This window comes from Pseudomonas fluvialis (assembly GCF_002835605.1).
GTDB classification, from domain to species: Bacteria; Pseudomonadota; Gammaproteobacteria; order Pseudomonadales; family Pseudomonadaceae; genus Aquipseudomonas; species Aquipseudomonas fluvialis.
The window spans coordinates 23,434-47,133 of the sequence record NZ_PIYS01000028.1 but is presented as its reverse complement, the minus strand read 5'-3'; the positions used below and the strand labels follow the sequence as shown (position 1 = coordinate 47,133).

General features: G+C 60.5%; 20 protein-coding genes and 2 tRNA genes. 18 read left to right on the top strand and 4 right to left on the bottom strand.

Features of this window, described 5'->3' with window-relative positions; translation table 11 throughout:
• Positions 1-18 precede the first annotated feature (18 nt).
• The 3 genes from carB to CW360_RS14660 are packed head-to-tail and all read left to right on the top strand — an operon-like array spanning position 19 to position 4,140.
• Positions 19-3,240 carry a carbamoyl-phosphate synthase large subunit gene (gene carB / locus CW360_RS14670; RefSeq protein ID WP_093985965.1) on the top strand — a complete coding sequence of 1,074 codons (3,222 nt, stop codon included), beginning with the start codon at positions 19-21 and terminating at the stop codon, positions 3,238-3,240.
• Positions 3,237-3,713: a transcription elongation factor GreA gene (gene greA / locus CW360_RS14665; protein ID WP_093985966.1), complete on the top strand. Its 477-nt coding sequence runs from the start codon at positions 3,237-3,239 to the stop codon at positions 3,711-3,713. Before carB ends, greA begins: the two co-directional genes overlap by 4 nt.
• Before the next feature lie 10 nt (positions 3,714-3,723).
• Complete coding sequence (locus tag CW360_RS14660) at positions 3,724-4,140, top strand: DUF4149 domain-containing protein (RefSeq protein WP_101194222.1); 417 nt, start codon at positions 3,724-3,726, stop codon at positions 4,138-4,140.
• 6 nt (positions 4,141-4,146) lie between these two features.
• On the opposite strand, the gene yhbY is transcribed toward CW360_RS14660, so the two are convergent.
• Positions 4,147-4,461 carry a ribosome assembly RNA-binding protein YhbY gene (yhbY, locus tag CW360_RS14655; protein ID WP_093985968.1) on the bottom strand — a complete coding sequence of 105 codons (315 nt, stop codon included), beginning with the start codon at positions 4,459-4,461 and terminating at the stop codon, positions 4,147-4,149.
• 339 nt (positions 4,462-4,800) lie between these two features.
• Between yhbY and ftsH the strand changes: the two genes are divergently transcribed.
• From ftsH to pnp, 14 genes are all read left to right on the top strand, one after another.
• Positions 4,801-6,711, top strand: coding sequence for an ATP-dependent zinc metalloprotease FtsH (gene ftsH / locus CW360_RS14650; RefSeq protein ID WP_101194221.1), 1,911 nt, complete (start codon positions 4,801-4,803; stop codon positions 6,709-6,711).
• An 11-nt stretch (positions 6,712-6,722) separates the two neighbouring features.
• Positions 6,723-7,568, top strand: a complete 846-nt coding sequence (folP, locus tag CW360_RS14645; RefSeq protein WP_101194220.1) for a dihydropteroate synthase — start codon at positions 6,723-6,725, stop codon at positions 7,566-7,568.
• Positions 7,569-7,697: 129 nt separating this feature from the next.
• A complete protein-coding gene (gene glmM / locus CW360_RS14640; protein ID WP_101194219.1) occupies positions 7,698-9,041 on the top strand; it encodes a phosphoglucosamine mutase in 1,344 nt (447 codons plus the stop codon).
• A 65-nt stretch (positions 9,042-9,106) separates the two neighbouring features.
• Complete coding sequence (gene tpiA, locus CW360_RS14635; protein WP_101194218.1) at positions 9,107-9,862, top strand: triose-phosphate isomerase; 756 nt, start codon at positions 9,107-9,109, stop codon at positions 9,860-9,862.
• A gap of 1 nt (position 9,863) precedes the next feature.
• Positions 9,864-10,238, top strand: coding sequence for a preprotein translocase subunit SecG (gene secG / locus CW360_RS14630; protein ID WP_101194217.1), 375 nt, complete (start codon positions 9,864-9,866; stop codon positions 10,236-10,238).
• Between the two features lie 11 nt (positions 10,239-10,249).
• Positions 10,250-10,335: transfer RNA gene (locus CW360_RS14625), tRNA-Leu, on the top strand.
• Positions 10,336-10,430: 95 nt separating this feature from the next.
• Positions 10,431-10,507, top strand: a tRNA-Met gene (locus tag CW360_RS14620).
• A 130-nt stretch (positions 10,508-10,637) separates the two neighbouring features.
• A complete protein-coding gene (gene rimP, locus CW360_RS14615) occupies positions 10,638-11,096 on the top strand; it encodes a ribosome maturation factor RimP (protein WP_093985973.1) in 459 nt (152 codons plus the stop codon).
• Positions 11,097-11,143: 47 nt separating this feature from the next.
• A complete protein-coding gene (gene nusA, locus CW360_RS14610; RefSeq protein ID WP_093985974.1) occupies positions 11,144-12,625 on the top strand; it encodes a transcription termination factor NusA in 1,482 nt (493 codons plus the stop codon).
• A gap of 27 nt (positions 12,626-12,652) precedes the next feature.
• Positions 12,653-15,142, top strand: coding sequence for a translation initiation factor IF-2 (gene infB, locus CW360_RS14605; protein WP_101194216.1), 2,490 nt, complete (start codon positions 12,653-12,655; stop codon positions 15,140-15,142).
• Positions 15,143-15,267: 125 nt separating this feature from the next.
• A complete protein-coding gene (rbfA, locus tag CW360_RS14600; RefSeq protein ID WP_101194215.1) occupies positions 15,268-15,645 on the top strand; it encodes a 30S ribosome-binding factor RbfA in 378 nt (125 codons plus the stop codon).
• 1 nt (position 15,646) lies between these two features.
• Positions 15,647-16,564: a tRNA pseudouridine(55) synthase TruB gene (gene truB, locus CW360_RS14595; RefSeq protein ID WP_101194214.1), complete on the top strand. Its 918-nt coding sequence runs from the start codon at positions 15,647-15,649 to the stop codon at positions 16,562-16,564.
• A gap of 117 nt (positions 16,565-16,681) precedes the next feature.
• Positions 16,682-16,951, top strand: a complete 270-nt coding sequence (gene rpsO, locus CW360_RS14590) for a 30S ribosomal protein S15 (RefSeq protein ID WP_003240577.1) — start codon at positions 16,682-16,684, stop codon at positions 16,949-16,951.
• A gap of 167 nt (positions 16,952-17,118) precedes the next feature.
• Positions 17,119-19,224, top strand: coding sequence for a polyribonucleotide nucleotidyltransferase (pnp, locus tag CW360_RS14585; protein ID WP_101194213.1), 2,106 nt, complete (start codon positions 17,119-17,121; stop codon positions 19,222-19,224).
• A gap of 78 nt (positions 19,225-19,302) precedes the next feature.
• Here pnp and CW360_RS14580 read toward each other — a convergent pair whose 3' ends face one another.
• Both CW360_RS14580 and CW360_RS14575 read right to left on the bottom strand, forming a co-directional pair.
• Positions 19,303-20,853, bottom strand: coding sequence for an AmpG family muropeptide MFS transporter (locus CW360_RS14580; protein ID WP_093985979.1), 1,551 nt, complete (start codon positions 20,851-20,853; stop codon positions 19,303-19,305).
• A gap of 45 nt (positions 20,854-20,898) precedes the next feature.
• Positions 20,899-21,288 carry an MGMT family protein gene (locus CW360_RS14575; RefSeq protein WP_101194212.1) on the bottom strand — a complete coding sequence of 130 codons (390 nt, stop codon included), beginning with the start codon at positions 21,286-21,288 and terminating at the stop codon, positions 20,899-20,901.
• On the opposite strand from CW360_RS14575, the gene CW360_RS14570 reads away from it, so the two are divergent.
• Complete coding sequence (locus tag CW360_RS14570) at positions 21,287-22,273, top strand: DUF481 domain-containing protein (RefSeq protein ID WP_101194211.1); 987 nt, start codon at positions 21,287-21,289, stop codon at positions 22,271-22,273. The two genes, CW360_RS14575 and CW360_RS14570, sit on opposite strands and share 2 nt — an antisense overlap.
• A gap of 48 nt (positions 22,274-22,321) precedes the next feature.
• Here CW360_RS14570 and CW360_RS14565 read toward each other — a convergent pair whose 3' ends face one another.
• A complete protein-coding gene (locus tag CW360_RS14565) occupies positions 22,322-23,497 on the bottom strand; it encodes a thiolase family protein (RefSeq protein ID WP_093985982.1) in 1,176 nt (391 codons plus the stop codon).
• Between the last annotated feature and the right edge of the window lie 203 nt (positions 23,498-23,700).

Genomic DNA, 23,700 nt, shown 5'->3' with positions numbered 1-23,700 from the left:
GAGAATTCGAGAAAGACCATGCCAAAACGTACAGACATCAAAAGTATCCTGATCCTCGGCGCCGGCCCCATCGTCATCGGCCAGGCCTGCGAGTTCGATTACTCGGGCGCCCAGGCCTGCAAGGCCCTGAAGGAAGAAGGTTTTCGCGTCATCCTGGTGAACTCCAACCCGGCCACCATCATGACCGACCCGGCCATGGCCGACGCCACCTATATCGAGCCGATCAAGTGGGCCACCGTGGCCAAGATCATCGAGAAGGAGCGCCCCGACGCCCTGCTGCCGACCATGGGTGGACAGACCGCGCTGAATTGTGCGCTGGACCTGGAAAAGCACGGTGTGCTGGCCAAGTTCGGCGTCGAGATGATCGGTGCCAATGCCGATACCATCGACAAGGCGGAAGACCGTTCGCGTTTCGACAAGGCCATGCGTGACATCGGCCTGGCCTGCCCGCGCTCCGGCATCGCGCATAGCATGGAAGAAGCCTACGGCGTGCTGGAGCAGGTTGGCTTCCCCTGCATCATTCGTCCGTCCTTCACCATGGGCGGCACCGGTGGCGGCATCGCCTACAACCGTGAAGAGTTCGAGGAAATCTGCGCCCGCGGTCTTGACCTGTCGCCGACCAGCGAGCTGCTGATCGACGAGTCGCTGATCGGCTGGAAGGAATACGAGATGGAGGTGGTCCGCGACAAAAAGGACAACTGCATCATCGTCTGCTCCATCGAGAACTTCGATCCGATGGGCGTGCACACCGGCGACTCGATCACCGTGGCCCCAGCCCAGACCCTGACCGACAAGGAATACCAGATCATGCGCAACGCCTCGCTGGCGGTGCTGCGTGAGATCGGCGTGGAAACCGGCGGCTCCAACGTGCAGTTCGGCATCTGCCCGAACACCGGACGCATGGTGGTCATCGAGATGAATCCGCGGGTATCGCGTTCCTCGGCACTGGCTTCCAAGGCTACCGGTTTCCCGATCGCCAAGATCGCTGCCAAGCTGGCCGTCGGCTACACCCTCGACGAGCTGCAGAACGACATCACCGGTGGACGCACCCCGGCCTCCTTCGAGCCGGCCATCGACTATGTGGTGACCAAGATCCCGCGCTTTGCCTTCGAGAAGTTCCCCAAGGCAGACGCCCGCCTGACCACCCAGATGAAGTCCGTGGGTGAAGTCATGGCCATCGGCCGTACCTTCCAGGAGTCCATGCAGAAAGCGTTGCGTGGCCTGGAAGTGGGGGTTTCCGGCTTTGACCCGAAACTTGATCTGAACGACCCGGAAGCCGAAAGCACCCTGCGCCGTGAGCTGACCGTGCCGAGTGCCGAGCGTATCTGGTACGTGGCCGATGCTTTCCGTGCCGGCAAGACAATCGCCGAGGTGTTCGAGCTGACGCGCATTGACGAATGGTTCCTGGTACAGATCGAGGATCTGGTGAAGACCGAGGAGCAAGTCAAAACGCTTGGTCTTTCGGCCATCGACTATGACCTGATGTTCAAGCTCAAGCGCAAGGGTTTCTCCGATACGCGCCTGGCCAAGCTGCTGGGTGTGTCCGAGAAGAGCCTGCGTGCGCATCGCCACAAGCTGAAAGTGCTGCCGGTGTACAAGCGCGTAGACACCTGCGCTGCCGAATTCGCCACGGATACCGCCTACATGTACTCGACCTACGAGGAAGAGTGCGAGGCCAATCCGAGCGGCCGCGACAAGATCATGATCCTCGGTGGCGGTCCCAACCGTATCGGCCAGGGTATCGAGTTCGACTACTGCTGCGTACACGCAGCACTGGCGATGCGCGAAGATGGCTACGAGACCATCATGGTCAACTGCAACCCGGAAACCGTTTCCACCGACTACGACACTTCCGACCGCCTGTACTTCGAGCCGGTGACCTTGGAAGACGTGCTGGAAATCGTCCGCGTCGAGCAGCCGAAAGGCGTGATCGTGCAGTACGGCGGCCAGACGCCGCTGAAGCTCTGCCGCGCCCTGGAAGAAGCAGGCGTGCCAATCATTGGCACCAGCCCCGAGGCCATCGACCGCGCCGAAGACCGCGAGCGCTTCCAGCAGATGGTGCAGCGTCTCGGTCTGCGTCAGCCGGCCAACGCCACCGCGCGCAGCGAAGACGAGGCGCTGGCCCTGTCGAAGAACATCGGCTACCCGATGGTGGTGCGCCCGTCCTACGTGCTGGGCGGTCGGGCGATGGAGATCGTTTACCAGGAAGAAGAGCTCAAGCGCTACATGCGTGAAGCGGTGAAGGTGTCCAATGACAGCCCGGTGCTGCTCGATCACTTCCTCAACTGTGCCATCGAAGTCGACGTGGATGCGGTGAGCGACGGTGAGACCGTGGTGATCGGTGCGATCATGCAGCACATCGAACAGGCCGGCGTGCACTCCGGTGACTCCGCCTGCTCGCTGCCGCCGTACTCGCTGCCCAAGCACATCCAGGACGAGATCCGCGAGCAGGTCAAGAAAATGGCCCTGGAGCTGGGGGTCGTCGGTCTGATGAACGTACAGATGGCCGTGCAGGGCGAGGATATCTATGTCATCGAGGTGAACCCGCGTGCTTCGCGTACCGTGCCGTTCGTCTCCAAGTGCATCGGTGAATCGCTGGCCAAGGTGGCCGCACGAGTCATGGCTGGCAAGACGCTGGCCGAGGTGGGCTTTACCCGGGAAATCATCCCGCCGTTCTTCAGCGTCAAGGAAGCGGTATTCCCGTTCAACAAGTTCCCCGGCGTTGACCCGATCCTCGGCCCGGAGATGAAGTCGACTGGCGAAGTCATGGGTGTTGGCGACAGCTTCGGCGAGGCCTTTGCCAAGGCGCAGCTGGGGGCCAATGAAATCCTGCCGAATGCCGGTGTGGCCTTCATCAGCGTGCGTGAGGATGACAAGCCCGAAGCCCTGCAGGTGGCCCGTGATCTGGTCGCGCTGGGCTTTGAAGTGGTCGCTACCGCGGGTACTGCCAAGATCATCGAGGCCGCCGGTTTGCCGGTGCGCCGGGTGAACAAGGTGACCGAGGGTCGTCCGCATGTCGTCGACATGATCAAGAACGACGAAGTGACCCTGATCATCAATACCACCGAGGGGCGTCAGTCCATCGCGGACTCCTACTCGATCCGTCGTAACGCCCTGCAGCACAAGATCTACTGCACCACCACCATCGCGGCGGGGCAGGCGGTCTGTGAAGCGCTCAAGTTCGGTCCGGAGAAGACCGTGCGTCGGCTGCAGGATCTGCATGCAGGAATCAAGGCATGAACAAGTACCCGATGACCGTCCAGGGCGCTCGCGCCCTGGAAGAGGAGCTGGCACATCTGACCAAGGTGCGCCGTCCCGCACTTAGCCAGGCCATTGCCGAAGCTCGCGAACTGGGGGATCTCAAGGAGAACGCCGAATACCATGCCGCTCGTGAGGAGCAGGGCATGGTCGAGGCGCGTATCCGTGATATCGAAGGCCGCTTGCAGAATGCCGTGGTCATCGATGTCACCAGCATTGAGCACACCGGCAAGGTGATCTTCGGAACCACCGTGGAGATTGCCAATGTGGAAACCGATGACAGCGTGGTCTACCAGATCGTCGGTGAGGATGAAGCGGATATCAAGCAAGGCAAGATTTCTGTGGGTTCGCCGATTGCCCGCGCGCTGGTGGGCAAGCAGGAAGGTGATGTAGTGGCGGTGCAAACGCCGAGCGGCCTGGTCGAGTACGAAATTGTCGAGGTTCGCCATCTCTGAGCCGGCGCCGTTGGGCGCCGGGTCGATCAGTTGGCTGCTGGCCCAGACATTCTGGGTCGGCGGCCTGTGGCTGCTGCATTTCGTGGTGCTGCCTGGGTTAGAGAAAATGGGCCTGGCACCCATGCTGGTCGATGAGGCTGGTGCTGCGTTGCGCCCGTTGCTGGTCGGGTTCGCCGGGTTTTGCGGCGTATTGCAGTTGGCTGTCTTGCTGCAGGAAACGGGCTGGCTGCGTTTGCTTGCTGACCTGCGTGGTCAGCTGTTGCTGACGGTGCTGTTGGGGAGCCTGGTATTTTTTGCCGTGCGTGAGTTTTTGCCGCAGCAGCAGCTGTTGCTGATGTTCAGCTACCTGGTATTGGCGTTCTGCGGCTTGTTGCTGATTCTGCAGCCGTTGCCGCGCGGCGGCCGTGGCCGCCAGCGGCTGGGCTGAGCTGTCTTAGAGGCCGCTGAAGCGGCTGACGTTGGACAGGTTGCGATTGACTTGCGGGTTTTTGCGATAGACCAGCGCCATCTTGCCGATCACCTGAACCAGCTCGCTGCCGCTGTTCTGGCAGAGCGCTTCGATCAGTGCGCGGCGATCTTCGCGCTCGGTAATGCGGAACTGCACCTTGATCAGTTCGTGATCATTGAGCGCACGCTCCAGTTCAGCCAGAACGCCTTCGCTAAGGCCGTTCTCGGCAACCGTCAATACGGGTTTCAGATGGTGCCCGATAGATTTGAATTGTTTCTTCCGCTCTTGTGTAAGCGCCATAATTGACCCTGCGTTTCGATCCGCGTGAAAGCGGCGTAGTGTACCCGATCCCGGCGCCGGACGCCCAGTAACGCTGCCGGGCGGAAAAGTCGCGTGGGTGTGCTTGTGATTATGCCAGCGAGCCCCCATGTGTAAGGCGTGGGTCGAATGCTTGGGCCGGGTTGTTGGCAATCGCTGCTCGCGTGCGGCTTTTACTGGGAATAGACTGGAAGCATCGGGTTACAGAGCGCAGCAGCGCGCTGCCTGGCCCTGTAGTAAGTTAAGGCCGTACACCATAGGCCGTCATACCGGGCTGTCTCCCCTGTGAGGTTGCCGCCGGAGGGTAACGAATTGAACGACATGGCAAAAAACCTGATTCTGTGGCTGATCATTGCGGCGGTCCTGGTGACCGTGATGAACAACTTCTCCAGCCCCAGTGAGGCCAACAAGCTGAACTACTCGGAGTTCCTGCAGCAGGTGCAGGATGGTCGGGTTCAGCAGGTGACCGTGGATGGCTTCATCATCAGTGGCAAGCGCCAGGATGGCAGCAGCTTCGAAACGGTGCGCCCGGCTATTCAGGACAATGGTTTGATCAAGGATTTGATCGACAACAACGTGACCATCGTCGGCAAGCAGCCTGAGCAGCAGAGCATCTGGACTCAACTGCTGGTGGCGAGCTTCCCGATCCTGGTGATCATCGCCGTATTCATGTTCTTCATGCGTCAGATGCAGGGCGGTGCTGGCGGTAAAGGCGGGCCGATGAGTTTTGGCAAGTCGAAGGCACGCCTGCTCTCCGAAGATCAGGTCAAGACCACCTTTGCCGATGTGGCTGGTTGCGACGAGGCGAAGGAAGAAGTTAGCGAGCTGGTCGAGTTCCTGCGTGATCCGGGTAAGTTCCAGCGCTTGGGAGGACGCATTCCGCGCGGTGTGCTGATGGTGGGTTCGCCTGGCACCGGCAAGACCCTGCTGGCCAAGGCGGTAGCCGGCGAAGCCAAGGTGCCGTTCTTCACCATCTCCGGTTCGGACTTCGTGGAAATGTTTGTGGGTGTCGGTGCCTCGCGGGTGCGTGACATGTTCGATCAGGCCAAGAAACATGCGCCCTGTATCATCTTTATCGACGAAATCGACGCTGTCGGTCGGCACCGTGGTGCTGGCCTGGGTGGCGGCCATGACGAGCGTGAGCAGACCCTCAACCAGTTGCTGGTAGAGATGGACGGCTTCGAGATGAACGATGGCATCATCGTGATTGCCGCGACCAACCGACCTGACGTGCTGGATCCGGCGTTGTTGCGCCCTGGACGCTTTGATCGTCAGGTGGTGGTCGGCCTGCCGGATATCCGTGGCCGTGAGCAAATTCTCAATGTGCACATGCGCAAGGTGCCGATGGGCGAAGATGTCGATCCGGCAGTTATCGCGCGCGGCACGCCAGGCTTCTCCGGTGCCGACCTGGCCAACCTGGTCAACGAGGCCTCGCTGTTTGCCGCGCGAGCCGGCAAGCGTCTGGTGGAAATGAAGGAATTCGAGTTGGCCAAGGACAAGATCATGATGGGCGCGGAGCGCAAGTCCATGGTCATGTCGGAGAAAGAACGCCTCAATACGGCCTACCACGAAGCGGGTCATGCCATTGTCGGGCGTCTGGTTCCCGAGCACGATCCGGTCTACAAGGTATCGATCATTCCGCGAGGGCGCGCCCTTGGGGTGACCATGTTCCTTCCCGAGGAAGATCGTTACAGCTTGTCCAAGCGTGCCCTGGAAAGCCAGATTTGCTCGCTGTTTGGTGGGCGTATCGCCGAGGAGATGACGCTGGGTTTTGATGGTGTGACCACCGGCGCTTCCAACGACATCATGCGGGCTACGCAGATTGCCCGGAACATGGTGACCAAGTGGGGGTTGTCGGAAAAGCTTGGTCCGCTGATGTACGCCGAGGAAGAAGGCGAGGTGTTCTTGGGGCGGAGTGCTGCTGCTCAGCACAGCAATGTTTCTGCAGAGACTGCCAAGCTGATCGATCAGGAAGTGCGTCGGATCATCGATCAGAGTTACGCAACGGCGCGGCGCCTGCTCGAAGATAACCGTGACAAGCTGGATATGATGGCTGAAGCGCTGATGAAGTTCGAGACCATCGACGCCGAGCAGATCGACGACATCATGAGCGGGCGCCCGCCGCGTGAGCCGCGTGACTGGCAGGGTGGCTCTTCCGGCAAGCCCAGTGCGCCGGCCACCCCGGATGAGTCGGTGCAGTCACCGATCGCCGGTCCGGCCAGCCAGCACTAAGGTTCATTGCAATGGCTGTGCAGCCCTTCCGGCTACCTTGTGGTAGCCGGACCCTTGATTTGTCCCGTCCGCAGGTGATGGGCATTCTTAATGTTACGCCGGACTCCTTCTCCGACGGTGGTCGTTATAACCGTATCGATGCGGCGCTGCGTCACGCTGAGCAGATGCTCGAAGCGGGTGCGGCGATCATTGATGTGGGCGGCGAGTCGACTCGTCCGGGAGCGCCTCCGGTATCTGCCGAGGAAGAGTTGCAGCGTGTGGCGCCGGTGGTTGAGCAGTTGGTGTGCCGCCTGGATGCACTGGTTTCCGTGGATACCTCGAGTCCTGCGCTGATGCGCGAGGCGGCGCTGCTTGGTGCCGGGATGATCAATGATGTCCGTTCGTTGTCGCGTGATGGCGCCCTTCAGGCTGCCGCTCAGGGCAATCTGGCGGTTTGCCTCATGCATATGCAGGGCGAGCCACAGACCATGCAGGACAGCCCGCAGTATGACGATGTAACGACAGCAGTAAGGACTTTTCTGGCTGATCGCGTGGCGGCGTGTGAAGCGGCGGGAATTGCTCGCGAGCGACTGCTGATCGATCCAGGCTTTGGTTTCGCCAAAACGCTGGCGCATAATCTGTCATTGTTTCGCCATATGCAGGCGTTGCATGGCTTGCACTTGCCCCTGTTGGTGGGGGTTTCTCGCAAAAGCATGATTGGCAAGGTGCTCGGTCGTGAGGTGGATCAGCGTTTGGCGGGTAGCCTGGCGTTGGCCGCTTTAGCTGTTAAGCAGGGCGCGCATATCCTGCGTGTGCATGATGTCGCCGAGACGGTAGATGTACTGCGCATGCTCGAGGCGGTAGCCGAAGCTGATTGATCGGTACTTTTATACGGCGTGTGGTTGCGAGTGTTGCGGGTGTGGTCAGCAGCCTGTGGCTCATTTTCATGATTCAGGACGATCCGCGTCGCGTGGTTCAGCGCCTTGATAGCTTAGGGATTGCAAACAATGGCACGTAAATACTTCGGCACCGATGGGGTGCGTGGTCGCGTCGGAACTTTTCCCATTACCCCGGAATTCGTCTTGCGCCTAGGCTGGGCGGCAGGGATGGCGTTTCGCCAGGAAGGGCGGCGCGGTCGCATTCTGGTGGGCAAGGATACGCGGGTATCGGGTTATATGTTCGAGTCTGCGCTTGAGGCGGGCCTGGCCTCGGCCGGTGTGGACGTGATGTTGCTGGGGCCGATGCCGACACCGGCGATCGCTTATCTCACGCGGACTTTTCAGGCTGATGCGGGCATTGTCATTAGTGCTTCGCATAACCCGTATGACGATAACGGCATCAAATTCTTTTCCGGGCAGGGCACCAAGCTGCCTGATGACATCGAACTGAAAATCGAGGCATTGCTCGATCAACCCATGCAGGTGGTTGAGTCGGCACAGATTGGTAAGGCTTCGCGCATCAATGATGCGGCAGGGCGCTATATCGAGTTCTGCAAGAGTAGCGTGCCGACCAGTACCAGTTTTGCTGGCCTCAAATTGGTGCTTGATTGCGCGCATGGGGCTACTTACAAGGTGGCGCCCAGCGTGTTCCGGGAGTTGGGTGCTCAGGTTCACGTGATTGCCAATCAGCCGGATGGCCTGAATATCAATGAGAACTGTGGCTCTACCCATATGCAAGGTCTTCAGGCCGCAGTGTTGGAGCAGGGGGCGGATCTGGGCATTGCCTTCGATGGGGACGGTGATCGTGTGCTCATGGTGGACCATACCGGAGCTGTGGTGGATGGTGACGAGCTGCTCTACATCATCGCGCGCGACATGCAGGAACGTGGGCGTTTGAGCGGTGGTGTTGTGGGTACGCAGATGAGTAACCTCGGCCTTGAGTTGGCGCTGAAGGCGCTGGATATTCCCTTCGTGCGGGCCAAGGTGGGCGATCGCTATGTAATGGCTGAACTGCTGGCACGCGGCTGGCAGCTGGGGGGTGAGAACTCGGGGCATCTGGTGTGTTGTCAGCATACGACTACGGGAGATGCGGTGATCGCCGCCCTGCAGGTTTTGCTGGCGCTGCGGCGTTGGCAGGTCAGCCTGGCTGAGGCGCGTAGCGCTTTGGCGCTGTGCCCGCAGGTGCTCATCAATGTGCGCTTTGCTGCTGGTGCCAGTGACCCCTTGCAGCATCCACAATTGCAGCAGGCGTGCGTCGATGTTGAGCGAGAAATGGCCGGCGAAGGACGTGTCTTGTTGCGCAAATCGGGTACCGAGCCGTTGTTACGGGTTATGGTCGAGGGACGTGATGCGCTGCAGGTGCGCCAGCATGCAGAGCGCCTGGCGGGGCTGGTGGCGCAACTATGTACTTGATTTTGCTTGCTTGGGATTAGTCGCTTGGGTAACATCTGCGCCCACTTTGAACGACGAGGTATGGCATGCGTCGCCCCCTGGTAGCCGGTAACTGGAAAATGCACGGTACCCGCACCAGTGTTGCTGAGCTGCTGACTGGCTTGCTTGATGCGTGTCGGAATTGTCGGGTCGAAGTGGCGGTAATGCCGTCCCTGGTTCACTTTGAGCAGGTCTTTCAGGCTCTTGAGGGTTCTGAAATTGTCCTGGGGGCGCAGAACTGCGCGGTCGAGCCTGGCCAAGGTGCGCTGACCGGCGAGGTGAGTGCTTCGCAGTTGCTAGATTTTTCCTGCACTTATGTGTTGGTTGGGCACTCCGAGCGTCGTCAGTTGCTGGGTGAAGACGATCAGCAGGTGGTGCGCAAGTTTTCTGCTGTGCAGTCGTGTGGCATAACGCCGATACTGTGCGTAGGTGAGACGCTCGCCGAGCGAGAGTCGGATCAGACGCTGAATGTGGTGCTGGGACAGGTAAGTGCTGTTCTGGATGCGCTGGGTGTTCAGGCGTTCTCTCGGGCGGTAGTGGCTTACGAGCCTGTTTGGGCCATCGGTACGGGGTTGACTGCTACCGCTGATCAGGCGCAGCAGGTGCATGCGGCGATTCGCCAGCATGTGGCGGCATTCGATGCTGATGTGGCAGAGAAGCTGCGGATTTTGTACGGCGGAAGCGTGAAGTCGACGAATGCTGTCGAGCTTTTTGCGATGCCGGATATCGATGGGGGGTTGGTTGGTGGTGCCTCCCTGAATGCAGACGAATTCGGTGCGATCTGTCGCGCTGCGGGAAACTGACATGCTGGAAACCGTTGTTATTGTGGTGCATCTGCTGGTGGCCCTGGCTGTTGTCGGTCTTGTGCTGGTTCAGCAGGGTAAGGGCGCTGATGCGGGTGCCTCGTTCGGTTCGGGGGCCTCGGCTACGGTATTTGGTAGCCAGGGTTCGGCTACCTTTCTGAGTCGTGTTACAGCTGTACTTGCTGCAACTTTTTTTATTACCAGCTTGGGTTTAGCGTATTTTGCTAAAGAAAAAGCTGATACAATGGGCCAAGTTGGATTGCCGGATCCTGCGGTAATTCAGGTTCAACAGAAAGCGCCGGCGGTTGAAGATGTGCCGGTGCTGGAAGAGCAAGGTGCTGTTCAGGGGCAGGAAGATATTCCAGTGACTGAGTAGTGCGAAAGTTTGCCGAGGTGGTGGAATTGGTAGACACGCTACCTTGAGGTGGTAGTGGCCACAGGCTGTAGGGGTTCGAGTCCCCTCCTCGGTACCAAACTTGCAGCGACCCGCCTTGGCGGGTCGCTGCGTTTCTGGTGTGTGCGGTTGACCCTTGAGGTATCGAGCCGTATACTCCCGCTCCAGCTTTGACGCGGGGTGGAGCAGTCTGGTAGCTCGTCGGGCTCATAACCCGAAGGTCGTTGGTTCAAATCCAGCCCCCGCAACCAGTAGTGCCGAAGCCCCTTTTCAGGGGCTTTTTGCTAGCTGGGACATTGGCCGCAGGTGTGTGTCCTGGCGGCATGAGGTGATGGGCGTTATGCCCATTTTTTATTTGCAAAGCATGCGCGAGGAGTTCGAGTGTCGAGCAAGCTAGAACAGTTGCAGGCCTTGTTGGCTCCGGTGGTCGAAGCCCTGGGCTATGAGTGCTGGGGGGTAGAATTTCTGTCACAGGGGCGTCACTCCCTGTTGCGTGTCTACATCGATCATGCCAATGGCGTGCTGGTTGACGATTGCGAAAAGGTCAGTCGACAGATCAGTGGCGTACTGGACGTGGAGGATCCGATCAGCAGCGAGTACACCCTGGAGGTGTCGTCGCCCGGTATGGATCGTCCGCTGTTTACGCTGGAACAGTTTGCCCGGCATGCCGGCGAGCTGGTGAAAATCAAGCTGCGTTCGCCCTTTGAGGGGCGACGCAATTTCCAGGGCCTGCTGCGTGGAGCAGAGGAGCAGGATGTCGTGGTTCTTGTGGATGATCACGAATACCTGCTGCCGATCGATCTGATCGACAAGGCCAATATTATTCCCCGTTTTGATTGAGACGCGGATCCGACGGGTCCAACGGATTGCCAAAGGCGAGGCGTGCGATGAGCAAAGAAATACTGCTGGTTGTTGAGTCGGTATCCAACGAGAAGGGTGTGCCGGCGGGGGTGATTTTCGAGGCGCTGGAATTGGCGCTGGCCACGGCCACCAAGAAGCGTTACGAAGATGAAGTGGATGTGCGCGTTTGCATCAATCGGGCGAATGGCAGCTATGACACTTTCCGTCGCTGGGCTGTGGTTGAAGAAAGTGACTTCGAAGACCCGGCGCATCAGTTGACCGTCGACATGCCGCAGGCAGTGGCCGCCAATGCCAAGGTCGGCGATGTGCTTGAAGAGAAGATCGAGTCGATTGAGTTCGGGCGCATTGCTGCGCAAACCGCCAAGCAGGTCATCGTGCAGAAGGTGCGTGAAGCCGAGCGCGCTCAGGTGGTGGAAGCCTACCGTGATCGAGTCGGCGACATCATTGCCGGTACTGTCAAGAAGGTGACCCGCGACAACGTCATCGTCGACCTGGGTAACAACGCTGAAGCGTTGCTGGCACGCGAAGACATCATTCCGCGCGAGACCTTCCGGGTTGGTGCACGCGTGCGTGCCTTGCTCAAGGAGATTCGTAGCGAGAATCGTGGTCCGCAACTGATCCTGTCTCGCACAGCACCGCAGATGCTGATCGAGTTGTTCCGTATCGAAGTGCCCGAGATTGCCGAAGAGCTGATCGAGGTGATGGGCGCTGCGCGTGATCCGGGTTCGCGCGCGAAAATTGCGGTGCGCTCCAAGGACAAGCGAATCGATCCGCAAGGCGCCTGTATCGGCATGCGTGGTTCGCGTGTGCAAGCCGTTTCTGGCGAACTGGGTGGCGAGCGTGTGGATATCGTGCTGTGGGACGACAACGTTGCACAGTTCGTCATCAATGCCATGGCGCCGGCCGAAGTGGCGGCGATCATCGTTGATGAGGATGCCCACGCGATGGATATCGCGGTAGCTGAGGATAACCTGGCTCAGGCTATCGGTCGTGGTGGTCAGAACGTGCGTTTGGCTAGCCAGCTGACCGGCTGGACGCTCAACGTTATGACCGAGGCGGACATCCAGGCCAAGCAGCAAGCGGAAACCGGCGACATCCTCCAGCACTTTATCGATGAACTGGAAGTCGACGAAGAGCTGGCGCAGGTGCTGGTTGAAGAAGGCTTTACCAGCCTCGAAGAAATTGCCTACGTACCGATGGAAGAAATGCTCGGTATCGACGGCTTTGACGAAGACATCGTCAGTGAGTTGCGTGCGCGGGCCAAGGATCGCCTGTTGACCAAGGCCATCGCCACCGAAGAGAAGCTGGCCGAGGTTCATCCGGCTGAAGACCTGCTGGCGCTGGAAGGCATGGATAGCGAGCTGGCCGTAGAGCTGGCTGTGCGTGGTGTGGTCAGCCGCGAAGATCTGGCCGAGCAGTCGATTGACGACTTGCTCGACATCGACGGCATGGATGAAGAACGTGCCGGCAAGCTGATTATGGCCGCCCGCGCCCATTGGTTCGAGTAAGCGATTGCGGCCTGAGGAGAGAAGTGCATGACGCAAGTCACGGTGAAAGAACTGGCGCAGGTGGTGGATACCCCTGTCGAGCGCCTGCTGCAGCAAATGAAAGAGGCGGGTTTGCCGCACTCCAGCGCCGACCAGGTGGTAACCGACAGCGAGAAGCAGGCGCTGCTGGCGCACCTCAAGAGCAGTCACGGTGCCAAGGTGGAAGAGCCGCGCAAGATTACCCTGCAGCGCAAAACTACCAGTACCCTGCGCGTAGCGGGTAGCAAGACGGTCAGTGTCGAAGTTCGCAAGAAGAAAACCTACGTCAAACGTAGTCCGGAAGAGATCGAAGCTGAAAAGCAGCGTGATCTGGCTGAGAAGCGCGCAGCTGAAGAGGCTGCTCGCAAGATCGCCGACGAGGAGAACAAGCGCCAGGCTGCTGAAGAGGCTCGCCGTCAGGCTGAGCAGGCCAGCAAGGCGGCTGTGCAGAACAAGCAGGCTGAGTTGGCTGCTGCAACTGTCGAAGAGCTGCCTGCTGCAGTCACCGAGGTCAAGAAAGAAGAAGCACGCCGCTTGCCCGAGCGTACACGTGTCGATGACGAGCGTCGTGAGCGTAAGCCGGCGCATCGTCCTTCTGCCAAGGAAAAAGAGAAGGTGCCTGCGCCGCGTGTGGCGCCGCGCAGCACCGATGAGGAAACCGACGGTTTCCGTCGCGGTGGGCGTGGTGGCAAGTCCAAGCTGAAGAAGCGCAATCAGCATGGCTTCCAAAGCCCGACCGGTCCGATCGTGCGTGACGTCGCCATTGGCGAAACCATCACCGTTTCCGAGCTCGCCCAGCAAATGGCGGTCAAGGGTGCGGAAGTGGTCAAGTTCATGTTCAAGCTGGGCACGCCGGTGACCATCAACCAGGTGCTCGATCAGGAAACCGCACAGCTGATTGCCGAGGAGTTCGGTCATAAGGTCAAGCTGGTCAGCGATAACGCCCTGGAAGAGCAACTGGCCGAGTCGCTGAAGTTCGAAGGTGAGTCCTTCCACCGTGCGCCGGTAGTTACCGTCATGGGTCACGTCGACCATGGCAAGACCTCGCTGCTCGACTACATTCGTCGTGCCAAGGTGGCCTCAGGGGAAGCGGGTGGCATCACCCAGCACATCGGTGCTTACCACGTGGAAACCGATCGCGGCATGATCACCTTCCTCGATACGCCCGGCCACGCCGCGTTTACCCAGATGCGTGCACGTGGTGCCAAGGCTACCGACATTGTCATCTTGGTCGTGGCGGCGGATGACGGCGTTATGCCGCAGACCCAGGAAGCGGTGCAGCACGCGAAAGCGGCGGGCGTACCGATCGTGGTCGCGGTGAACAAGATCGACAAGCCCGATGCCAACCCGGACAACATCAAGAACGGCCTGGCCGCTCTGGATGTCATTCCGGAAGAGTGGGGTGGCGACGCACCCTTCGTGCATGTGTCTGCGAAAGTAGGTACGGGCGTCGACGAACTGCTCGAGGCGGTGTTGTTGCAGGCCGAGGTGCTGGAGCTGAAGGCTACGCCGGCGGCACCGGGCCGTGGGGTGGTGGTCGAGTCGCGTCTGGACAAGGGCCGGGGTCCTGTGGCCACCGTGCTGGTTCAGGACGGTACCCTGCGTCAGGGCGACATGGTGCTGGTTGGCGTCAACTATGGTCGCGTGCGTGCCATGCTCGACGAAAATGGCAAGCTGATCAAGGAAGCCGGTCCGTCGATTCCGGTCGAGATTCTCGGTCTGGACGGTACGCCGGATGCTGGCGACGAGATGATGGTGGTGGCCGACGAGAAGAAGGCCCGCGAGGTCGCGCTGTTCCGTCAAGGCAAGTTCCGCGAGGTCAAACTGGCTCGCGCGCATGCCGGCAAGCTGGAAAACATCTTCGAAAACATGGGCCAGGAAGAGAAGAAAACCCTCAACATCGTCCTCAAGGCCGATGTGCGTGGTTCTCTGGAAGCCCTGCAAGGCTCGCTCAGTACCCTGGGCAACGACGAGGTGCAGGTGCGTGTGGTCGGTGGCGGCGTCGGTGGCATCACCGAGTCCGATGCCAACCTGGCGCTCGCCTCCAATGCGGTACTGTTCGGCTTCAACGTGCGTGCTGACGCAGGGGCGCGCAAGATCGTCGAGTCCGAAGGCCTCGACATGCGCTACTACAACGTCATTTACGACATCATCGAGGACGTCAAGAAGGCGCTCACCGGTATGCTCGGCAGTGATGTGCGGGAAAATATCCTGGGTATCGCCGAGGTACGTGACGTGTTCCGCTCGCCGAAGTTTGGCGCGGTGGCCGGTTGCATGGTGGTCGAAGGCACGGTGCACCGCAACCGTCCGATTCGCGTACTGCGTGAAGACGTGGTGATTTTCGAAGGCGAGCTGGAGTCGCTGCGCCGCTTCAAGGACGACATGTCCGAGGTGCGTGCCGGCATGGAGTGCGGTATCGCCGTGAAGAGCTACAACGACGTCAAGGTCGGCGACAAGATCGAGGTCTTCGAGAAGGTCCAGGTAGCGCGGTCGCTCTAACCAGCAGCGACACGTCTCAAACGGCAAGTTTCAAGGGGTGGCCTAGCCGACCTGTTGAGCTTGCCGTTTGGCTTTTTGGTATTTTTTAGCTTGAAGCGTAACGCTTGGAGCTTGAGGCAGCTTTTATGGCCAAAGACTACAGCCGTACCCAGCGGGTCGGCGATCAGATGCAGCGCGAACTGGCGCAGCTGATTCCGCGTGAAGTGCGCGATCCACGGCTAGGCTTCATCACCATTACGGCGGTGGAAGTCAGTCGCGACCTGGGGCATGCCAAGGTCTACATCACGTTGATGGGCGAGGCCGATGCACCGCGCATCGCGCTCAACCTAGAGATTCTCAATGATGCTGCGGGTTACCTGCGTATGCTGCTGGGTAAGCTGATGAAGCTGCGCAGCGTACCGCAACTGCACTTCCACTATGACGAGAGTGTCAGTCGTGGCGTGCATCTTTCGGCGCTGATCGAGCGTGCGGTAGCCGAAGACCGCCAGCATCAGGACGATTGAGATGGCGCAGGTCAAGCGTGTAAGGCGTCAGGTCAATGGTGTACTGGTGCTCGACAAACCGCGCGGCATGAGTTCCAACCAGGCTCTGCAAAAGGTGCGCTGGCTGCTCAATGCCGAAAAAGCCGGGCACACCGGCAGCCTCGACCCCCTGGCCACTGGCGTGCTGCCGCTGTGCTTTGGCGAGGCCACCAAGTTTTCCCAGTATCTGCTGGATGCTGACAAGGGTTATGAAACCCTCGCCCAGCTGGGCGTGACCACTACCACGGGCGATGCCGAGGGCGAAGTGCTGGAGCGTCGTCCCGTTGCATTGACTGCGGAACAGATCGAAGCGGCTCTGCAGGGGTTTCGTGGGCCCATTCAGCAGATTCCCCCCATGTATTCGGCGCTCAAGAAAGACGGCCAGCCACTCTACAAGCTGGCTCGCGCGGGGGAAGTAGTGGAGCGCGAGGCGCGTTCTGTTACTATTGCCCGGCTTGAGTTGCTGGCCTGGCAAGGCGAGCAATTGCGTTTGGCTGTGGACTGTAGCAAGGGTACCTATATTCGTACCCTGGTCGAAGACCTCGGTCAGCAGCTTGGTTGTGGTGCGCATGTTGCAGAATTGCGGCGCACCCAGGCCGGTCCCTTCAGTCTGGCCCAGGCCGTGAGCCTGGAGGCCCTGGAGGCGGCCCATGCCGAGTCGGGTAGCGAGGCGCTGGATGCCTTCCTCCTGCCGGTAGATAGCGGCCTGCAACATTGGCCTCTGGTGGAGTTGAGTGCCCATTCGGCGTACTACTGGTTGCATGGTCAGCCGGTACGTGCTCCCGGAGCACCAGCATTCGGTTTGCTGCGGGTGGTTGATGAGCAGGGTCGGTTTATCGGAATTGGTGAAGTTAGTGATGACGGGCGTCTGGCGCCGCGTCGACTGATTCGGTCAGAATGACCGGAATCCAGTCGGGAAACCGGCTGGATGACGAGGGTGGCTGTCAACAGGCACGGTCATGCCTCTTTTTAAAACACGGGAGCAGTCCCGGCCTGTTCACTCTAGGAGCCCATTACCATGGCACTGAGCGTTGAAGAAAAAGCCCAGATCGTAAACGAGTACAAGCAAGCTGAAGGCGATACCGGTTCTCCGGAAGTGCAGGTAGCCCTGCTGACCGCCAACATCAACAAGCTGCAAGGTCACTTCAAGGCCAACGGCAAAGACCACCACAGCCGTCGTGGTCTGATCCGCATGGTTAACCAGCGTCGTAAGCTGCTGGACTACCTGAAGGGCAAGGACACCACTCGTTACAGCGCCCTGATTGGTCGCCTGGGTCTGCGTCGCTAAGACGTAGCTCGCGTGAAGCCGGAAGCTGGAAGCGGGAAGTTGCATATCGGGTATCACCCGCTTGCAGCTTCTGGCTTCCAGCTTTCGGCTTTCTTGCAGGATGCTTCGGGCCGATTCCCGGGCCTTCTGCGGATTTCCCCCAAGGCAACACAGAGAAGGAAAATACCGTGAACCCGGTTATCAAGAAGTTCCAGTTCGGTCAGTCGACCGTTACCCTCGAAACAGGGCGTATTGCCCGCCAAGCCTCCGGTGCCGTACTGGTTACCGTCGATAACGACGTGACCGTGCTGGTGACCGTGGTAGGCGCCAAGAGTGCCGATCCGAGCAAGGGATTCTTCCCGCTGTCGGTGCACTACCAGGAAAAAACCTACGCGGCCGGCAAGATTCCCGGTGGCTTCTTCAAGCGTGAAGCGCGTCCTTCCGAGAAAGAGACCCTGACCTCGCGCCTGATCGACCGCCCGATCCGCCCGCTGTTCCCGGAAGGTTTCCAGAACGAAGTGCAGGTTATCTGCACCGTGGTGTCCACCAGCAAGAAGACCGATCCGGATATCGCTGCGATGATCGGTACCTCGGCGGCTCTGGCTATCTCGGGCATTCCCTTCGACGGCCCGATCGGCGCCGCCCGTGTAGCCTTCCACCCGGAAACCGGCTACCTGCTGAACCCGACCTACGAGCAGCTCAAGGCGTCCAGCCTGGACATGGTGGTGGCCGGTACCAAGGACGCCGTGCTGATGGTCGAGTCGGAAGCCAAGGAGCTGACTGAAGACCAGATGCTCGGTGCCGTGCTGTTTGCCCATGAAGAGTTCCAGGCGGTGATCAAGGCGGTTGAAGAGCTGGCTGCCGAAGCCGGCAAGCCGCGCTGGGACTGGACTGCTCCGCAGGCCAATACCGCGCTGCTCGACGCCATCCGCAGCGAATTCGGTGCGGCCATCTCCGAGGCCTACACCATCACCATCAAGCAGGACCGCTATGCGCGTCTGGGCGAGCTGAAAGATCAGGTAGTCGCCAAGTTCTCCGGTGAGGAAGGTCAGCCTTCCGCCGCAGAAGTTAAGGATGCCTTCGGCGAGATCGAATACCGCACCGTGCGTGAGAACATCGTTAACGGCAAGCCGCGTATTGATGGCCGTGACACGCGCACCGTGCGTGGCCTGAACATCGAAGTCGGCGTGCTCGACAAGACCCACGGTTCGGCGCTGTTCACCCGTGGCGAAACCCAGGCCCTGGTGGTTGCCACCCTCGGTACCGCGCGTGACGCACAGCTGCTCGACACCCTGGAAGGCGAGAAGAAAGACCCCTTCATGCTGCACTACAACTTCCCGCCCTACTCGGTCGGCGAGTGTGGTCGCATGGGCGCCACCGGTCGTCGCGAGATCGGTCACGGCCGCCTGGCCCGTCGTGGCGTGGCCGCCATGCTGCCGAGCGCCGATGAGTTCCCGTACACCATCCGCGTGGTTTCGGAGATCACCGAATCCAACGGTTCGTCTTCCATGGCCTCGGTGTGCGGTGCCTCGCTGGCCCTAATGGACGCCGGTGTACCGATGAAGGCTCCGGTAGCCGGTATCGCCATGGGTCTGGTCAAGGAAGGCGAGAAGTTCGCCGTGCTGACCGACATCCTCGGTGACGAAGACCACCTGGGCGACATGGACTTCAAGGTAGCCGGTACCGCCAAGGGCGTCACCGCGCTGCAGATGGACATCAAGATCCAGGGCATCACCGAAGAGATCATGGAGATCGCCCTGAACCAGGCGCTGGAAGCGCGTCTGAACATTCTCGGTCAGATGAACCAGGTGATCAGCGAGTCGCGCAGCGAGCTGTCGGCCAATGCGCCGACCATGCTGGCGATGAAGATCGACCAGGACAAGATCCGCGACGTGATCGGCAAGGGCGGCGCGACCATCCGTGCCATCTGCGAAGAGACCAAGGCGTCGATCGACATCGAAGACGACGGTTCGATCAAGATCTTCGGTGAAACCAAGGAAGCGGCGGAAGCGGCCAAGCAACGCGTACTGTCGATCACTGCCGAGGCGGAAATCGGCAAGATCTACGTCGGCAAGGTCGAGCGCATCGTCGACTTCGGTGCCTTCGTCAATATCCTGCCCGGCAAGGACGGTCTGGTCCACATCTCCATGCTCAGCGATGCCCGCGTGGAGAAGGTGACCGACGTACTGAAGGAAGGCCAGGAAGTTGAAGTGCTGGTGCTGGATGTCGACAACCGTGGCCGTATCAAACTGTCCATCAAGGACGTAGCGGCGGCCAAGGCGTCGGGCGTGTAAGCGTCCAGCCGGTAAAAAAAGAGCCCTGCGGGGCTCTTTTTTTATGGGCGGAAATCATGCAGTGACTGGTTGCCTGGCTTAGCGTTGTTCTGCTGTGGGCTGTGTCGCGTCATCGCTGCTGGCCGGCATAGGCTGCAGGGGCTGGTTGCGCCATTGCAGGGCGATCAGCAGCAGGGTCGGGATACCCAGCAGCGCGGTGGTGACGAAGAACTGCTCATAGCCCAGCTTCTCCACCAGGCTGCCGGAGTAGCCGCCGATCAGGCGCGGCAGGAGGAGCATGATTGAGCTGAGCAAGGCGTATTGCGTGGCAGAGAACTTCAGGTTGGTCAGGCTCGACAAGTAGGCGACAAAGGCCGCAGTGGCCAGGCCAGAGCTGAAGTTGTCCATACTGATGGTGAAGATCAGCATGTCGCGGTCGGCACCCATCCCGGCCAGTACGGCAAACAGCAGGTTGGTGGCTGCCGAGCTCAGGCCGCCGATGAACAGGATCGGCAGAATGCCGAAGCGCACGATCAGCAAGCCGCCGGCTCCGGCCCCGATCAGGGTCATGGCCAGGCCGAACAGCTTGCTGATGCTGGCGATCTGTTCCTTGGTAAAGCCCATGTCGATGTAGAACACGTTGGCCATCACGCCCATCACCGTATCGGAGAGGCGGTAGGTGGCGATCAGTCCGAGCATCAGCAGGGCCTGCCAACGATAGCGGCGAATGAAGTCGTTGACCGGGGTAAGCACCGGCGTGAGGCTGCGCCGGCCGAGGCTGGACAGGCAGAGTGCGGTGAGGATGGCGTAGAGGATGGCGCGCAGGAAAGCACGATCCTCGGTGACCAGGCTCAGTGGGTCGCCGCCTTCGAGGGCGGCATTGAAACCGGTGTTGTACAGCTGGGTGAACAGTGCCGGAACGGAGATCAGCAGGACAATCAGTACCAGTACCGAGAGCAACTGGCTGAGCAGGCTGTGGCCGTTGCCTCGGCTGATGTCGGCGGCGCGTTGTGGCTCGCGCATCAGCAGGCTGGTGAACAGTGCTGGCAGCATCAGCAGGGCGAACAGCAGGTAGGTACTGGACCAGGCGCTGTAATGGTAGAGACCGTCGTTGGCACCAAACCAGTCGGCAAAGTACAGCGCGCCGGCGGTGGCCAGCAGGGCCGACACACGATAACCGGCCATGTAGCTGGCAGCCAGCGCAGCCTGGCGGCTGTCATCGGCGACCTCCAGGCGATAGGCATCGATGGCGATGTCCTGGGTGGCCGAGGCGAAGGCCACCACCACGGCGATGCCGATCAACAGGCCGAGGTTGTGTTGTGGGTCGCACAGGGCCATGCCGGCCAGCCCCGCTGCCACCAGGGCCTGTGACAGCACCAGCCAGGAGCGACGTCGCCCAAGATGACCGATCCATGGCAGGCGCCATTGGTCGAGCATGGGTGACCAGACCCATTTGAACGCGTAGGCCAGGCCGATCAGGCTGGCATAGCCGATGGTCTGGTGGGTGACACCGGCTTCGCGCAACCACACCGACAGGGTGGAGAACACCAGCATGTAGGGCAGGCCGGCGGCAAAGCCCAGCAGCAGCAGCACCAGGGTCGCCGGGCTGGCATAGGCGGCCAGGGCGGCGCGCCAGGTATTTTCGGTCATCGACTGACAGGCCTTGTAGCAGACAGGCGGAATAAAGCGGGCACTCTACCCCCTGGGAGGCTGGGCATGCCAGCCATAGCGTCGCAAATCGACACGTGCGCCGAGCACGGGTACACCTTCCGCGGCCAGTCTGGCGCGCTGTTCTTGCCCGGCCAGGCTGTCCGCCGGCAGGCTCAGGCGACCACCTGCCGCAACGACGCGGTGCCAGGGCAACTGGCTGTCATCCGGCAACAGGGCCAGCTCCCGGCCTACCCAGCGTGCCGCACGGCCCAGGCCGGCCAGTTCGGCGAGCTGTCCGTAGCTCAGCAAATAGCCTTGGGGTATGCCTGCCAACACGGCATAGAGTGCCGCGCGCCGCTCACTGGCGCTTGTTGCAGAGGCTGGCCTGCAGGCATCCTGTGCAGCTTCTGACTCACGGTGATGAATTGATTCCATGTGGCGTGTGCTTTTCCTCTGCATGCTGGCCTGGCCAGCCCTGGCCGATACGGTGTGGCTGAACAATGGTGACCGCCTGAGTGGCACCATCATACTGATGGATGGCGGCAAGCTGGTGCTGGATACCACTTATGCCGGGCGAGTGGTCATCGATTGGAAGAATATCCAGACCTTAAGTTCCGAAACGGCCCTGATGCTGCGCGGTGAAGGGGTGACGGCTGAACGAGCACAACGCCTGCAGGCCGCGGAACCTGGGCAGGTTCGGCTGCTTGGAGAGACTCCGCGAACCCTGCCTCTGCGTGATATCAATCGTGCTGTGCCGCCACGGCAACTGGTCGATGACCTGGTCTGGGAAGGCAATCTCGACTTCAAGCTGGATATCGAGCGCGAAGCGGACGACACCGATGAGCTGAAGATCAAGGGTGATACGCGTATTGAACATGGCCCGTGGCGACATCTGCTCAAGGGTGAGCTGGAAGACAAGCGTAAGAATGATGCGCAGACCAAGGATAACTGGGAGCTGGAGTACGACCTCGATCGCTTCTTCGCTGAGCAGTTGTACTGGCGAAGCAGCCTGGACTGGCAGGAGGATGCCATGGAAGACCTGCGCCGTCAGCGTAGCATCGGCATGGGGCCCGGCTATCTGTTCTGGGACGATGAACTGGGGCGCTTCGACATGACCCTGATGCGCAATCGCTTTCGTCTGGAAGGTGAGCAGCGTGCATTGACCTTTGATACCTGGTCGCTGGAGACGGATTATCAACGCCTGCTGTGGGGCACGCGTGTCGAGCTCTACGGCAATGCCAAGCTACAGATGCCGGACATCCAGCAGATCGACTATGTGCTGGATGGCGAAATGGGCTTGCGCTATCGCCTCAACAGCTGGGCTCGCCTGAGCTTGTTGTACGAGCTGGACCAGGTGCGCGGCCTGGGTGTGACCCAGTCGCAGCGGCGCTACCTGATTGGCCTGGGGGTCGGCTGGTAGAGCCGGCGGAGAGGCACGGTGCCTGCCAGGCAGGCACCGTGAAAGGTCTTACAGCAGCTCGATGGCGACTGCGGTGGCCTCGCCGCCACCAATGCACAACGAAGCTACACCACGCTTGCCGCCTTTGCGTTGCAGCGCATTGATCAGCGTGAGGATGATCCGCGAGCCGGTGGAACCCACCGGATGCCCCTGGGCGCAGGCGCCGCCGTAGACGTTGACCTTAGCGTGATCCAGGCCATGCTCGCGCATGGCCAGCATGGTGACCATGGCGAAGGCTTCGTTGATCTCGAACAGGTCGACGTCGTCCTTGCTCCAGCCGGTCTTCTTGAACAGGTTGCTCATGGCGCCGATCGGCGCAAGGGTGAACTCGCTCGGGTCCTGGCTCTGCGTGGCATGGGCGACGATCTTCGCCAGCGGCTTGAGGCCACGCTGGGCGGCTTCCTCGGCGGTCATCAGCAGCAGGGCGCTGGCACCGTCGGAGATCGAACTGGCGTTGGCTGCGGTGATCGTACCGTCTTTCTTGAAGGCCGGCTTGAGGGTCGGAATTTTGTCCAGGTTGGCGGTCAGCGGTTGTTCGTCATCCTTCACCAGCACCTCGCCCTTGCGGCTGGTGACGGTGACCGGGACGATCTCGCTGGCTAGTTCGCCGTTCTGGATGGCGGCCTGGGCGCGCTTCAGCGACTCGATGGCGTAGGCGTCCATGTCCTCACGGGTGATCCCGTACTGGTCCGCGGTTTCCTGAGCGAAGGAGCCCATCAGGCGGCCGCTGCGGGCATCCTCCAGGCCGTCGAAGAACATGTGGTCCTTGATCTCGCCATGGCCCATGCGCAGCCCGGTACGGGCCTTCTCGATGATGTAGGGCGCGTTGGACATGCTCTCCATGCCACCGGCGATCATCACGCGGTTGCTGCCGGCCTTGAGCAGGTCATGGGCCAGCATCACGGCCTTCATGCCCGAGCCGCACAGCTTGTTGATGGTGGTGCAGCCGGTGGCGGCCGGCAGCCCGGCATTCAGGGCCGCCTGGCGCGCCGGGCCCTGCTTGAGGCCGGCGGGCAGTACGCAGCCCATGATCACTTCCTCGACGTCGCTGGCGGCGATGCCGGCGCGGGCTACCGCTTCACGAATGGCCAGTGCGCCCAGTTCGACTGCCGGCACACTGGCCAGGCTGCCTTGGAAACCACCCATGGGGGTGCGTGCACCGCTGACGATGACGATATCGGACATCTGTATAACCTCTCGTTGAGTCAGGGCCGTGGTGGGCCGATGGGCGATTTTAGCCTGTGACCGAAAAGCGCCATAGAGTCATTTTGTTCGACGAGTGTCGCATGGCCGTTTTAGTGATGAGCTGGCAAGTGGCTACGAGTTCCTCGTGCTTTTTTCGGCCAGGGCGAGCTGCTAGCGTAAAATCGCAGCGCATTGACTCTGCG

Excerpts from the sequence above, each read along its gene's own strand:
- glmM (WP_101194219.1), top strand. The coding sequence starts at position 7,698 with ATGGCACGTAAATACTTCGGCACCGATGGGGTGCGTGGTCGCGTCGGA.
- nusA (WP_093985974.1), top strand. The coding sequence starts at position 11,144 with ATGAGCAAAGAAATACTGCTGGTTGTTGAGTCGGTATCCAACGAGAAG.
- tpiA (WP_101194218.1), top strand. The coding sequence starts at position 9,107 with ATGCGTCGCCCCCTGGTAGCCGGTAACTGGAAAATGCACGGTACCCGC.
- yhbY (WP_093985968.1), bottom strand. The coding sequence starts at position 4,461 with ATGGCGCTTACACAAGAGCGGAAGAAACAATTCAAATCTATCGGGCAC.
- infB (WP_101194216.1), top strand. The coding sequence starts at position 12,653 with ATGACGCAAGTCACGGTGAAAGAACTGGCGCAGGTGGTGGATACCCCT.
- CW360_RS14580 (WP_093985979.1), bottom strand. The coding sequence starts at position 20,853 with ATGACCGAAAATACCTGGCGCGCCGCCCTGGCCGCCTATGCCAGCCCG.
- greA (WP_093985966.1), top strand. The coding sequence starts at position 3,237 with ATGAACAAGTACCCGATGACCGTCCAGGGCGCTCGCGCCCTGGAAGAG.
- rpsO (WP_003240577.1), top strand. The coding sequence starts at position 16,682 with ATGGCACTGAGCGTTGAAGAAAAAGCCCAGATCGTAAACGAGTACAAG.
- CW360_RS14570 (WP_101194211.1), top strand. The coding sequence starts at position 21,287 with ATGTGGCGTGTGCTTTTCCTCTGCATGCTGGCCTGGCCAGCCCTGGCC.
- carB (WP_093985965.1), top strand. The coding sequence starts at position 19 with ATGCCAAAACGTACAGACATCAAAAGTATCCTGATCCTCGGCGCCGGC.
- secG (WP_101194217.1), top strand. The coding sequence starts at position 9,864 with ATGCTGGAAACCGTTGTTATTGTGGTGCATCTGCTGGTGGCCCTGGCT.
- CW360_RS14565 (WP_093985982.1), bottom strand. The coding sequence starts at position 23,497 with ATGTCCGATATCGTCATCGTCAGCGGTGCACGCACCCCCATGGGTGGT.
- folP (WP_101194220.1), top strand. The coding sequence starts at position 6,723 with ATGGCTGTGCAGCCCTTCCGGCTACCTTGTGGTAGCCGGACCCTTGAT.
- ftsH (WP_101194221.1), top strand. The coding sequence starts at position 4,801 with ATGGCAAAAAACCTGATTCTGTGGCTGATCATTGCGGCGGTCCTGGTG.
- rbfA (WP_101194215.1), top strand. The coding sequence starts at position 15,268 with ATGGCCAAAGACTACAGCCGTACCCAGCGGGTCGGCGATCAGATGCAG.
- truB (WP_101194214.1), top strand. The coding sequence starts at position 15,647 with ATGGCGCAGGTCAAGCGTGTAAGGCGTCAGGTCAATGGTGTACTGGTG.
- CW360_RS14575 (WP_101194212.1), bottom strand. The coding sequence starts at position 21,288 with ATGGAATCAATTCATCACCGTGAGTCAGAAGCTGCACAGGATGCCTGC.